Annotated in this window: 10 protein-coding genes; 5 read left to right on the top strand and 5 right to left on the bottom strand. The window is 61.1% G+C overall.

All coding sequences use genetic code 11. From position 1 onward, the window contains the following. Nucleotides 1-1,620 (bottom strand): lysine--tRNA ligase, encoded by a 1,620-nt coding sequence (locus tag GMO_RS02875; protein WP_008850763.1) that lies wholly within the window; start codon nucleotides 1,618-1,620, stop codon nucleotides 1-3. A gap of 212 nt (nucleotides 1,621-1,832) precedes the next feature. Here GMO_RS02875 and GMO_RS02870 point away from each other — a divergent pair, with 212 nt between their 5' ends. Beyond that, nucleotides 1,833-4,772: an ATP-dependent DNA helicase gene (locus tag GMO_RS02870; RefSeq protein ID WP_040507395.1), complete on the top strand. Its 2,940-nt coding sequence runs from the start codon at nucleotides 1,833-1,835 to the stop codon at nucleotides 4,770-4,772. A 315-nt stretch (nucleotides 4,773-5,087) separates the two neighbouring features. Here GMO_RS02870 and groL read toward each other — a convergent pair whose 3' ends face one another. The 3 genes from groL to GMO_RS13710 all read right to left on the bottom strand — a co-directional run bounded on the left by groL (nucleotide 5,088) and on the right by GMO_RS13710 (nucleotide 7,396). After that, on the bottom strand, nucleotides 5,088-6,728 hold the full coding sequence (gene groL, locus GMO_RS02865) for a chaperonin GroEL (RefSeq protein ID WP_008850758.1): 1,641 nt from the start codon (nucleotides 6,726-6,728) through the stop codon (nucleotides 5,088-5,090). 51 nt (nucleotides 6,729-6,779) lie between these two features. After that, the gene (groES, locus tag GMO_RS02860; RefSeq protein ID WP_040507703.1) at nucleotides 6,780-7,070 is read right to left on the bottom strand and encodes a co-chaperone GroES; all 291 of its coding nucleotides are present in this window, start codon (nucleotides 7,068-7,070) and stop codon (nucleotides 6,780-6,782) included. Between the two features lie 131 nt (nucleotides 7,071-7,201). After that, the gene (locus GMO_RS13710; RefSeq protein WP_008850756.1) at nucleotides 7,202-7,396 is read right to left on the bottom strand and encodes a DUF4169 family protein; all 195 of its coding nucleotides are present in this window, start codon (nucleotides 7,394-7,396) and stop codon (nucleotides 7,202-7,204) included. A 60-nt stretch (nucleotides 7,397-7,456) separates the two neighbouring features. Here GMO_RS13710 and GMO_RS02850 point away from each other — a divergent pair, with 60 nt between their 5' ends. After that, complete coding sequence (locus GMO_RS02850; RefSeq protein WP_139064343.1) at nucleotides 7,457-8,173, top strand: dienelactone hydrolase family protein; 717 nt, start codon at nucleotides 7,457-7,459, stop codon at nucleotides 8,171-8,173. 9 nt (nucleotides 8,174-8,182) lie between these two features. Further along, a complete protein-coding gene (locus tag GMO_RS02845; protein ID WP_008850754.1) occupies nucleotides 8,183-8,932 on the top strand; it encodes an SDR family oxidoreductase in 750 nt (249 codons plus the stop codon). A gap of 381 nt (nucleotides 8,933-9,313) precedes the next feature. On the opposite strand, the gene GMO_RS02840 is transcribed toward GMO_RS02845, so the two are convergent. Then, nucleotides 9,314-10,204, bottom strand: coding sequence for an S-methyl-5'-thioadenosine phosphorylase (locus GMO_RS02840; RefSeq protein WP_040507393.1), 891 nt, complete (start codon nucleotides 10,202-10,204; stop codon nucleotides 9,314-9,316). A gap of 258 nt (nucleotides 10,205-10,462) precedes the next feature. Here GMO_RS02840 and hemF point away from each other — a divergent pair, with 258 nt between their 5' ends. After that, nucleotides 10,463-11,380: an oxygen-dependent coproporphyrinogen oxidase gene (gene hemF, locus GMO_RS02835; protein ID WP_040507699.1), complete on the top strand. Its 918-nt coding sequence runs from the start codon at nucleotides 10,463-10,465 to the stop codon at nucleotides 11,378-11,380. Further along, complete coding sequence (locus GMO_RS02830; RefSeq protein ID WP_008850750.1) at nucleotides 11,377-12,468, top strand: hypothetical protein; 1,092 nt, start codon at nucleotides 11,377-11,379, stop codon at nucleotides 12,466-12,468. The genes hemF and GMO_RS02830 overlap by 4 nt, the downstream gene beginning before the upstream one ends. The last annotated feature ends 14 nt before the right edge of the window (nucleotides 12,469-12,482 follow it).

The raw sequence follows: 12,482 nt of genomic DNA, 5'->3' as shown, positions 1-12,482 counted from the left end.
TCAGGCCTGAACTGTTCCGTCAACCGGACGGGCCAGGGCTTCCCGGATGAGGGAAACCGTCTCCGGCAGCCCGAACAGGGACGCGAAAATGCCGAAACGCGGACCTTCCTTCTGTCCCAACAGCACCTCGTACAGGCAGCCGAACCATGACCGCAGTTCCGGCTTGGCAAAATACCGCTTGCCCACTTCGAACACCACATCCTGAACGTCAGACGGAGACGTGGCCGGATCCAGCTTTTCCAGTGCGTCCGCCAGATCCTCAAGCCCCCTGCGTTCCGTTTCCGTAGGGGAACGATAGGTCTTGTTGGGGTAAACCTGCTCCTTGAAATAGGTCAGCGCGCAGTGAACCAGCTTGTCCACATAGGGATGGGTTTCCGGCGAGAGGGTCGGATCGTAGCGACGCAAAAACTTCCAGAGCGTTTCAGGCCTGTCGGCATTGGCGACGTTCGCAAGGTTCAGAAGCGCCGTATAGGACACGGGGCTCGTATCTTCCGGGCGGATGTGGCCACCGTGAATGAACCAGACAGGATTGGCCATGAGATCAGCCGGTTCCTGCGTTTCCGCCTTCTGCACCAGCGTCAGATAGTCATCCGTCGCGCGGGGAATGACGTCAAAATACAGGCGCTTGGCGCGGGTCGGCTGCTGGAACATGTACTGCGCGAGGCTCTCCGGCGTGCCATAGCGCAGCCATTCCTCGACGGACAGGCCATTTCCCTTGGACTTGCTGATTTTCTGGCCATTCGCATCCAGGAACAGCTCATAGGTCAGCCCGGCAGGAGGCTTTTTGCCCAGAATCCGGCAGATCTTCGAAGACAATTTTACGCTGTCGATCAGATCCTTGCCCGACATCTCGTAATCCACGCCCAGCGCATACCAGCGCATGGCCCAGTCGGCCTTCCACTGCATCTTCGCCTGACCACCGAACACGGAAGTCTCGAAGGTCCGGCCGCTCTCGTCCTTCCACACGACTGTCCCGGCATTAGGATTCACCGCGATAAGAGGAACCTGCATGACCTGACCCGTTTCGGGGTGGATGGGCAGGACAGGAGAATATGTGGCGCGACGGTCAGGCCCGAGTGTCGGGATAATGGTCGCGACGACCTCATCATGAACTTCGAGCATCCGGCGCAGGGCCGCGTCGAAAACGCCGCTGGTGTAATACTGTGTGGAAGACGCAAATTCGTACTGGAAGCCAAAGCTGTCCAGAAACTGGCGCAGCCGCGCATTATTATGCGCCGCAAAGCTCTCATACTCCCCAAACGGATCGGGAATACGGGTGAGCGGCAGCCCGAGATGCTGTGCCAGCATCTCCTGCTGCGGCACATTGGTCGGAACCTTGCGCAGAGCGTCCATGTCATCGGAGAAGGCGAGCAGGCGCGTCGGGCGCCCGGTCAGGGTCTCGAACGCCTGACGGACCCAGGTCGTCCGGGCAACTTCTCCGAACGTGCCGATATGCGGCAGGCCGGACGGGCCATAGCCTGTTTCCAGAAGGGCCGGAACCGCCGGATCACGCCCCTCTACGTGAGAGGCAATTTTCCGGGCTTCCTCGAATGGCCATGCTTTAGGGAGCGGCGCATCCGATGCGAGGGAGAGGGCTGGAGATGTCTTGGAAGTCTGCATGATTACAGGGGAACCTAGGGAGACACTCCCTTCCGGTCAAGCGATACGCGACACGGCTTTTACGCAGGAAACGCCTCCTTTTTCATTATAAAACATATCTCTCCTCTCCACAGGCGCTTTCGCGTTCAACACGCCCTGAATTTTCACGATCCGTTCCCATATTCCCAAAACGGCCTCGCGCCTTCCGGGGCTTGCCGTTAGAGTGAAACGTGATGCCTCCGTCCCCTTCCTTCCTTTCCCCCTTCGATGCCCCTGCCCTCGTGGCGCGGCGTGGACAGTCCTCACTTCTGACCCCGGATGGAGAACTGCTGGACCTGTCAGCGGAGGAAACCCGCCAGCGGCTCGCCCAGTTTCCACCGCCCCTGCTGGTGCACGGTCCGGCCGCCCTGCGCGCGCTTGATCTTTCGCCCCTTTCCCAGCCCGTACCCTGGTTCGACCTGCTGGATCTTTTCCTCTTCACCTGCCCCGCCACCACGGTCGCGCCGACGCCGCGCGGACTGGCCCTGGCCCTGGGCCTGACACCCCCCGAAACCATCAGCGCCGATCTTCTGCCGATCCTGTGCGAAGCCATGCTCGATCGCCTGCGCGCCATGGCGGAAACGCGGGAAGGCGCCCGTCTTCGTGCCCTCCTTGCACCTTTGACGCGCGCCGGATGGGCATGGAGCGGTGAAGTGGCGCAGGCGATCGGTGCCCCACACGAAGCCGGCACAGGACATCCCTCCGAAGCCATCCGGATCTGGAAACGCCTTCCGAAATGGGAAGAAACAGCCCCCCGCCCCGCTCCGGGCAGCCAGCCCGTTTCCCAGAAAGCCGCGCGGCAGCGCCTTCAGGATATCCTGGGCAAGAACGCGGAAGTCCGTCCGGGACAGGCCGATTTCGCGTCTGTGGCAACGGCTGCCTTTGAACCGCGCGAGACCATCGGCTCCCCCAATGTGGTGCTGGCGGAAGCGGGGACCGGAACAGGAAAGACACTCGGCTATATCGCTCCCGCCAGCCTCTGGGCGGAACAGAATGACGGCGCGGTCTGGGTCAGCACCTATACACGCCACCTGCAACGGCAGATCGAACAGGAGCTGCGGCGGCTTTATCCCGATGACGCGGTCCTGCGGGATAAAGTCGTCGTCCGGAAAGGCCGGGAAAACTATCTGTGCCTTCTGAACATGGAAGACCTGCTCAACACGGCCACCTCGCGCGGCCCTGACGGGATGGCGGCCCTTCTGCCGCTTGCCCTGCTGGCACGCTGGGCGGAAGCCAGCCGCGACGGTGACCTGATGGGCGGTGACCTGCCCGGCTGGTTCGGAGAACTGTTCGGACATGGGACACTTTATGGCGCAGCAGACCGTCGTGGAGAGTGCATCCATTCCGCGTGCCCGCATTACCAGACCTGCTTTGTGGAACATGGGATCCGCCGCGCCCGCCAGGCCGACCTGGTGGTGGCGAACCATGCGCTCGTCATGTCACAGGCCGCCTGGGCTGCCCTGGCGCGCCCGGGCCTGCCAGACGAAGATGCAGCCCCGACGCGCTATGTCTTCGATGAAGGACACCATGTCCCCGATGCAGCTGACAGTGCCTTTGCAACCGTCCTGTCCGGCCTCGAAGCGGCGGAACTGCGCCGCTGGCTTCTGGGTGCGGAAGGAAGCCGTTCCCGCGCACGTGGCCTCCTGCGCCGGCTGGATGATCTGGTGGAACGTATCCCGGCCATCGATGCACCTTTGCACGCCGTTCTTCAGGCCGCCCGTTCCCTGCCCGCGCCAGGATGGAGTTCACGGCTGAACCCACCTTCGGACCATGACGCAACTGGCACCGGAAATGACAGTCCCGTTCCGGACGACATAACGGCTCTGCCGCTTCTCCTGCCGGAAGAGACAGGCCCGGAAAACCCCTCGGAGACGTTCCTGCGGGCACTGGATCATCAGCTGCGGGCCAGACAGAGCCGGGAAAAAGACCGGAGCGGCTACGCCTCTGCGGAATGCGATCTGCATCCGGCCAATGACGACGTAACGGAACGCGCCGAGACACTGGCGCGGGCGCTACGACGGCTCAAAGAGCCTATGGTTCTTCTGGCGAAACGTCTCGAAGCGCAGATCGAAGACGATCCTGAAATGGATGCCCCGACCCGTCAGCGGATCGAGGCCCTGATCCGCACCCTGCACCGTCGTGCCATCAGCCGGGTCGCCGGATGGGTTGCGATGCTTGATGCACTCCAGACCCCGCCGGAAGCCGGCGTGACACCCACCCATGTGGACTTCATCCGCACGGAACGTCTGCCCCGGACCCGGGCGGCGCAGGGTGATCATGACATCGGCCTCTACCGGCACTGGCTGGACCCGACCATTCCTTTCGCCTCAACAATCCAGACACCCGCCCATGGGCTGCTCCTGACCTCCGCGACACTGCGGGACCAGACGGGCCAGGGGGAGGATGAGGAAAGCTGGCACGCAGCCGAAATCCGTCTCGGCGCAACGCATTTCATGAAGCCGCCCCTGCGTGCGTCTCTCATGAGTCCGTTCGACTATGCCCGGCAGACGCGGGCGTATGTTATCACGGACGTTTCCGGAGAAATCTCGTCCCTCGCCCATGCCTTCCGCAGCCTGTTCGAAACGGCGGGCGGTGGTGCGCTCGGACTGTTCACAGCGATCCGCCGCCTGAGAGAGGTCCACAAACGCATCAGCGAACCCCTCGAAACGCAGGGCTATCCCGTTTACGCCCAGCATGTGGATGCGATGGACAATGCCACGCTTGTGGATGTCTTCCGGACCGAGACGCATAGCTGCCTTCTGGGAACGGATGCCATGCGCGACGGCGTGGATGTTCCGGGAGAAGCATTGCGCATGGTGGTTTTCGAGAAAACACCTTGGCCGCGACCGGATATTCTGCACCGCGAACGCCGCCGCCTGCTGTCGGAAGGACGACCCGGCGATTATGATGATCGCATCACGCGGATGAGACTGCGTCAGGCTTTCGGCCGTCTGATCCGGCAGGGCAGTGATCGTGGCGTTTTCGTCATGCTGGACCGGCGGATGCCCTCACGCCTGCTGAGTGCCTTTCCGGACGGTGTGGACGTCCGCCGGATGAGTCTGGCCGAAGCGCTGGACGACATCCGGGCTTTTCTTTCAGAACCGGTTGCGCCTCTTGCCAGCGATCCTTCCTGAAAAAACGCCGCAAGCAGACAACTGAACCGCAAGATCGAAAAGCAGGAACAGAACGCCCTTATCCGGAATAGCCGGTTCCTGCGCGGATCTTTTCCGCTCTGCTCTCATCGCCCGCAAACGGACCTCCGAAAAAACCGGAACAGCTTTCATTCCGGCAACGCACGCCTGAACGGCTGGGTAGCTCACCCCACCTGACATTCCACGCGGAGCCCATACGAAAAAACCGCCCTGCCCCAGAGGGCAGGACGGTTTTCCTGATGATCGTGCAGGGGTCTTCCGGCTCCGGGAAGCCGGAAGGACCAGACTTCTGAAAGATCAGAAGTCCATGTCACCCATGCCGCCCATGCCACCACCCGGAGCGGCCGGAGCCTTCTTTTCCGGACGCTCGGCAACCATGGCTTCCGTCGTGATCAGCAGACCACCGACCGAAGCGGCGTCCTGCAGGGCCGTACGGACAACCTTCGTCGGGTCGATGATACCGGCCGTGACAAGGTCCTTGTACTCACCCGTCTGGGCATCGAAGCCGAAGTTGTAGGTGTCGTTTTCCAGCACCTTGCCAGCAATGACGGCACCGTCTTCACCAGCATTCTCGGCGATCTGACGCAGCGGCGTCTGCAGAGCCTTGCGGACGATGTCACCACCGATGCGCTGATCGTCGTTGTGGTAGTGCAGTTCCTTGAGGGCGACGGATGCACGGGCCAGAGCCGTACCACCACCCGGAACAATGCCTTCTTCCACAGCGGCGCGCGTTGCGTGCAGCGCGTCATCCACGCGGTCCTTGCGCTCCTTCACTTCCACCTCGGTGCTGCCACCGACGCGGATGACGGCGACGCCACCAGCCAGCTTTGCCAGACGCTCCTGGAGCTTCTCGCGGTCATAGTCAGAGGTGGTTTCCTCAACCTGGGCACGGATCTGGTTGCAGCGACCCTTGATGTCTTCCGGGTTACCAGCACCCTCGACGATCGTGGTGTTCTCTTTCTCGATGTGGACCTTCTTGGCCTGACCCAGCATGTCGAGCGTAACGGACTCGAGCTTGATGCCAATGTCATCGGAGATCACCTGCCCACCCGTCAGGATGGCGATGTCTTCCAGCATGGCCTTGCGACGGTCACCGAAGCCCGGAGCCTTCACGGCAGCGATCTTCAGACCACCACGCAGCTTGTTCACAACCAGCGTGGCAAGTGCTTCGCCATCAACGTCTTCCGCGATGATCATCAGCGGACGACCGGACTGCACAACGCTCTCAAGCAGCGGGAGCATCGGCTGAAGCGAGGAGAGCTTCTTCTCGTGGATCAGGATGTACGGGCTGTCGAGGTCAGCCGTCATCTTCTCCGGGTTCGTCACGAAGTACGGGGAGATGTATCCGCGGTCGAACTGCATACCCTCGACAACGTCGAGTTCCGTGTGCAGACCCTTGGCTTCTTCAACCGTGATGACGCCCTCGGAGCCGACCTTCTGCATGGCAGAGGAGATCATCTCACCGATTTCACGCTCACCGTTGGAAGAAATCGTACCGACCTGAGCGATTTCCTCCGGGGAGGTCATCTTCTTGCTGTTCTTCTTCAGCTCTTCAACGACAACACCAACAGCCTTGTCGATGCCGCGCTTCAGGTCCATCGGGTTCATGCCAGCGGCAACAGCCTTGGCACCTTCACGAATGATAGCCTGTGCGAGAACCGTGGAGGTCGTCGTACCGTCACCGGCGAGGTCGTTCGTCTTGGATGCGACTTCGCGCACCATCTGGGCGCCCATGTTCTCGAACTTGTCAGCCAGTTCGATTTCCTTGGCGACGGAGACACCGTCCTTGGTGATGCGCGGTGCGCCGAAGCTCTTGTCGAGAACGACGTTACGTCCCTTCGGACCCAGCGTGACCTTGACGGCATTTGCGAGGATATCAACGCCGCGCAGCATGCGGTCGCGGGCGTCAGCGCCGAACTTTACGTCCTTGGCAGCCATGTTCTTAACTCCTGTTGAGGTCTTTTAACGAGAGGAAACGGGGACGGCTGATCAGCCGATCACACCCATGATGTCGCTCTCTTTCATGATCAGCAGCTCTTCGCCGTCGATCTTCACCTCGGTGCCGGACCATTTGCCAAACAGCACCTTGTCGCCGGCCTTGACGTCAAGCGCCACGATCTGGCCCTGTTCGTTGCGGGCGCCCGGACCAACGGAGACGATTTCGCCTTCGGTCGGCTTGTCCTTGGCGGTTTCCGGGATGATGATGCCGCCGACGGTCTTTTCTTCGGCGTTCAGGCGGCGGACCACAACACGGTCGTGAAGGGGACGAAACTTCGTCATGGATTGCTCCATTCTGGGCCCTGCCCTTGTTCTAAAGCAGCATGGCCGGGTTGATGCATTCAGGTTCTGCAATGCATTTTAGCACTCTCACACCGAGAGTGCCAAAGAGGTAGCGCCCTACCCCGCCAACGTCAAGAATTTCGCGAAGATTCGGAAGAAATTTTTCGCCCTTCAATGAAACTCTCGAAGCGCTGTTTTTCCTTCTTTTCAGCAGTTTTCTGACCTTTTGTGCGCCCATGCAGGCGCCGGTTGGCCTCCGCCAGCTTCGCATCCTCTACGGACTTGCGGCGTTTGCGTTCCCGACGGAGATTAATAACGTCGCTCATGGTCAGGGTCTCCGGGCTCTGGCCTTTTCGGGCGTTTCAGAAAAAAAATGGATTCAAGCAATGGCTCATAACTCCTCCCACGAAAAGCCGGCCGGCCATATGATCCGTCTCAAGGCGGCAGACGGTCATGAATTCGAGGCATGGGAAGCCGGCTCTCCCGATGCAGCGCGGTCCGTCGTGGTCGTACAGGAGATTTTCGGCCTGACAACTCACATCCGCACAGTGTGCGAGGAACTCGCGGCGCACGGTTTCCATGTTCTGGCTCCTGCCCTGTTCGACCGCGTCAAACCCCATACCGTCCTGACCTATTCCGAAGCAGGGATGAAGGAAGGCCTCGATTTCCGCAGCCGCATTCCGTCCGAAAAGATTCAGGAAGACATCACAGCCTGCGCCGACGCACTCCGGGGCCGGAACGCCGGTCAGCCAGTAGGGATCCTCGGCTTCTGCTGGGGCGGACTGATCGCATGGCTCGCCGCGACGCAGACGCACCATTTCAACGCCGCCGTCAGCTGGTACGGCGGCGGTATCGCCAACCATGTCGATACGCCGCCCCATTGCCCGGTCGAACTGCATTTCGGTGGTGAGGACGCCCATATTCCGCCTTCCGACCTCCAGAAGATCCGCGCGGCACGGCGGGAAGTCGAGGAATATGTCTATGACGACGCCGGGCATGGCTTCGGCTGTCCGGACCGTCCCAGCTTCAACCGGGACGCCCGGGATCTGGCCTGGAGCCGGAGCGTTGCGTTCTTCGAACGCCATCTTCACCCGAAAAAATGAGGCCCCATCATGAATAATATTCCTTCCATCGAAGGCAAAACCGTCCTCATCACGGGCGCAAGCAGCGGGCTGGGGGAAGCCACGGCCCGCTACCTGGCCGAGCGCGGCGCCAAGGTGGCGCTTGCCGCCCGGCGCCGTGACCGGCTGGATGCAATCGCTGCAGACCTGACCGGCAAAGGACAGACCGCACGGGCCTATACGCTCGACGTAACGGACCGCCAGCAGGTTGAGGAAACAGTGAAAGCTGTCCAGCGCGATTTCGGTCGGCTGGACGTTCTGGTGAACAATGCCGGCCTGATGGCCATCGCCCCGCTCAGCCAGCTCCGGGTGGATGAATGGGACCGGATGATCGACATCAACCTCAAGGGCGTCCTTTACGGAATCGCCGCAGCGTTGCCGATCTTCACGCAGCAGAAATCCGGCCATGTCATCAATCTGTCCTCCGTAGCCGGCCTGAAGGTATTCGCACCGGGAGGCACGGTCTATTCCGGCACCAAGTTCGCGGTCCGGGCCATCAGTGAGGGACTGAGACAGGAGTCGGCAGGAGCATTTCGCGTCACCAGCATTGAACCTGGTGCAGTGGAAAGCGAACTCCAATATGGCAGCGGAGACGCAAAAAGCCGCAAACACGTCGAGGCCTTCTACAAGATCGCCATCCCGGCGGACTCGGTGGCCAAAGCCATCGCCTTTGCCATTTCACAGCCGGATGACGTGGACATCAATGAGATCGTCCTGCGTCCAACCCGGCAGGAATTCTGAGGCCGGGGTGACGATCCGCTCAGACCGGATGCCCGTCATAAGGCGGCCATCCGGCCTGAGGCCAATTGGCTCCAAGAATTTTAGACGCCCCGGGATCAGCCCGGAAAACTATCGGAAAACCTGATTTCCATCTGGGAAGCACCAGAAGACACTTCTGACCGAGGCCACGCAGTTTCAGGAACCTCCCTAAAACTGTCCTCGCGGATCAGTACACCCGACATTATCCCCAGACCTCGGGCCGCACACAAAAATACGACCCGATGAACAATCCGGGCGAAGCTGCCTGCCGAGCCATGACTAAGCCGACGAGAACGTCATGGCAAAGTGCTGACTGCCCAAACAAGGCCGCCCATCTCCACAGACGGGCGGCCCCTTTCTAATTCAGCCAGCGTTGAGAATACGGCCCGCCACGGCGTCCAGCTTGGCCATAAGCGCCGGATCACGCTTTTCAGGCGCGGTGATCAACGCAAAATCCAGCGCACGTTCGGCGGACGGGTCAACCGGCCGCTTCTGCCCCAGCACCGGGATAATGGCTTTCACCAGACGGCGTGCATTCTCGGCATTGCCTTTCATGACCTTGACCACGGCTTCGACGGTCACGCTGTCATGATCGGGATGCCAGCAGTCGAAATCCGTGACCATCGCAACGGTGGCATAATTCATCTCGGCCTCGCGGGCGAGCTTGGCTTCGGGCATGTTCGTCATACCCACAACCGAGCAGCCCCAACTCCGGTACAGATGGCTTTCCGCCCGGGTGGAGAACTGCGGTCCTTCCATCACGAGATAGGTCCCGCCACGGATCAAAGAGATACCAAGCTTACGGCCTTCCCGCTCCACCACATCAAGAATGCGATGAGAGACCGGATCGGCCATGCTGACATGCGCCACACATCCCGTTCCGAAAAAGGTCTTGATCCGTGCAAAGCTACGATCAATGAACTGGTCCACCAGAACGAAATGTCCCGGCGGGAGTTCTTCCTTCAGCGAACCCACGGCGGAAAGGGACAGGATGTCCGTCACGCCGGCCCGCTTCAGTGCATCGATATTGGCACGGAAGTTGAGTTCTGACGGGGGAATAGGATGCCCCCGGCCATGACGCGGCAGAAACACGCATTTCACGCCCTCGAACGTCCCGAACAGCAGTTCATCCGATGGCTCGCCCCAGGGGGTTTCGACCCGGCGCCATTCCTTGTTTTCAAGCCCGTCTATATCGTACAGCCCCGAGCCACCGATCACGCCGATGACGGGCTGGATTTCCTGTTCAGAAGACATGTGCGTGCGTTCCGCCCCTTGGTTAAATGGTCCTGCAACTGTCCGTTTCTGGACCACGAGACGGCAGGCCGCGCAAGTCCCGGCAAGAAAAAGCGACGGACACACAGATTTTTTTACCGGTTGTCAGCTTTTCATCGCCATGATGCTGCCACGGATGGTCAGCAGACATGCAACGCCCCAACTGTTCGGAAAGGATACGATTTGCTAGGACAGCCTGCGTAACCAAAGATGTTGTCCTGTGAGGACGGGGAAAAGAAAATGGACCAGATCAGCCCCAGTTTTGCTGAAATCGTTCGTCCGGATGTGCCCCATGACGCGCTGAAGCGTCAGGCCAAAGTCTGGTTTGAGACCCTCCGGGACCGGATATGTGCGTCCTACGAAAAGCTTGAGGACGAGGCCGTCGAAGGCGGTTCGCAGGTTCTGCGCGACCGCACGGAGGCCGGCCGTTTCGAACGCACGGCATGGGACCGCCCTGAAGGCGGCGCGGGCGTCATGTCCGTCATGCGCGGTCGTGTGTTCGAGAAAGTCGGCGTCAATGTCTCGACGGTCTGGGGTGAGTTTTCACCCGAGTTCCGCAAGACGATCGACGGCGCGGAGGAAGACCCGCGGTTTTTCGCAACGGGCATCTCGCTGGTGGCGCATCCCTGCAATCCGCATGTCAGCGCAGCGCATTTCAATACACGCATGATCATCACCTCCCAGGGATGGTTCGGCGGTGGCGGCGACATCACGCCGATGTTCCCAGAAAGCGCCGAAGCACAGAGCGACGCGGAGTATTTCCACAGGATGTTCCAGGAAGCGTGCGACCGGCACGACCCGGAACACTATCCCCGCTTCAAGGAGTGGTGTGACCGCTACTTCCACCTCCATCACCGCAATGAGCCGCGCGGACTCGGAGGAATCTTCTACGACCGTTTCTACTCGGGAGATGCAGCTCTGGACTTCGCTTTCACGAAGGATGTCGGCATGGCGTTCCATGACGCCTATCCCGCCGCCGTGCGCCGCCGCATGTTCACGCCATGGACGGACGCAGACCGCGATGCACAGCTCGTGCGCCGTGGCCGCTATGTGGAGTTCAACCTGTTGCATGACCGCGGCACGCTGTTCGGTCTCAAGACCGGCGGCAATACCGAAGCCATTCTCATGAGCATGCCGCCGGAAGTCCGCTGGCCGTGACGTCTGGCTGCTTCACCCGCCGGTCTGCCCTGAAAGGACTGGCGCTGCTTTCCGGGTCTGCCGCCTTTTCCGGCCTTCCGGCTTTTGCCGATACTCTCCCCGAAGCCCATCTGCTGCTCGGGGGGACACTGGCCTCCCCTGCCGGCCAGTTCGGTGAACTGGCGGCTGGCGCTCTCTCGCGGTCGCTCGGACTGGAAACACCCATCCAGCTTGTGCCGGATCTGGGGCAGGACGGCGTCCGCGCTGCCAATCTGTTCGATGCCAATGGCGCACCGGATGGCAGCACGGCCATTGCGGCACAGGGCGCCACGCTTCTGGCTTCCCTGATCGGCGACAATCGCGTGCATTACGATTTCGGGCGCTGGATTCCGGTGCTCATCGCGCATACGACCACCATCGTCGTGGCGCGGGCGGAACTGCACCGCACGCTTCGCAGCCGCCTGACCGGCTTTTTCCACGATCACCCGGTCCGGCTTGCGGTGTCCCGGCCGGCCGGCAATGAACTGAATGCCCTTCTGGGCCTGTCCCTGCTGGGACTGCGTCCGGTTCCCGTCCCCGGCTATCTGACAGCAACGGAAGCACTGGCCGCCCTGCGGGAGGGGAAAGTCGATGCCGTACAGATTTCTCCCTATGCGCTTGATGTCCCGCTGGATGACGCGCTGGCGCATCTGCCGTCAGGAACAGCCGCGCTCTATCATACCGGCGATCTGACAGACACCCAAACAGACAGCATTCCGAACTTCCTGGAAGCGTATCAGGAAGTCCGGGGCCGTCCGCCGGAAGGACCGTTATTCAACGCCTGGCGCGCCATTGCGGCCAGTCTTGATACGGCACTGGTCATTGCCCTCCCCATGCTGACCCCGCCTGACATCGTGGCGCAGTGGAGCAAGGCATGCATCGCCGCAGCAACAGATAATGGCGTGCGGCACTGGGCCGCCAAACATCATTTCATGCTGGCATCCGGGGATAATGCTGCGCCGTTTCTGTCCCGCTCCGTGCCGGATCTGGGCGCGACGCTGGCGCTGCGCCGCTGGGTCACCGTCAATACCACACGCTGGCGCGCCGGACAGGAAACACGCCGTCTCTGAAACCCGTCTCCACG

The sequence above is a fragment of the Gluconobacter morbifer G707 genome (assembly GCF_000234355.1).
In the GTDB taxonomy this organism is placed as follows: Bacteria; Pseudomonadota; Alphaproteobacteria; order Acetobacterales; family Acetobacteraceae; genus Gluconobacter; species Gluconobacter morbifer.
Note: the sequence above shows the minus strand (reverse complement) of the source record. Positions and strands in the feature narration are given on the sequence as shown.

What these genes read in the sequence shown, in the direction of transcription:
- GMO_RS02875 (WP_008850763.1), bottom strand. Translation starts at nt 1,620, where the DNA reads ATGCAGACTTCCAAGACATCTCCAGCCCTCTCCCTCGCATCGGATGCG.
- GMO_RS02870 (WP_040507395.1), top strand. Translation starts at nt 1,833, where the DNA reads ATGCCTCCGTCCCCTTCCTTCCTTTCCCCCTTCGATGCCCCTGCCCTC.
- groL (WP_008850758.1), bottom strand. Translation starts at nt 6,728, where the DNA reads ATGGCTGCCAAGGACGTAAAGTTCGGCGCTGACGCCCGCGACCGCATG.
- groES (WP_040507703.1), bottom strand. Translation starts at nt 7,070, where the DNA reads ATGACGAAGTTTCGTCCCCTTCACGACCGTGTTGTGGTCCGCCGCCTG.
- GMO_RS13710 (WP_008850756.1), bottom strand. Translation starts at nt 7,396, where the DNA reads ATGAGCGACGTTATTAATCTCCGTCGGGAACGCAAACGCCGCAAGTCC.
- GMO_RS02850 (WP_139064343.1), top strand. Translation starts at nt 7,457, where the DNA reads ATGGCTCATAACTCCTCCCACGAAAAGCCGGCCGGCCATATGATCCGT.
- GMO_RS02845 (WP_008850754.1), top strand. Translation starts at nt 8,183, where the DNA reads ATGAATAATATTCCTTCCATCGAAGGCAAAACCGTCCTCATCACGGGC.
- GMO_RS02840 (WP_040507393.1), bottom strand. Translation starts at nt 10,204, where the DNA reads ATGTCTTCTGAACAGGAAATCCAGCCCGTCATCGGCGTGATCGGTGGC.
- hemF (WP_040507699.1), top strand. Translation starts at nt 10,463, where the DNA reads ATGGACCAGATCAGCCCCAGTTTTGCTGAAATCGTTCGTCCGGATGTG.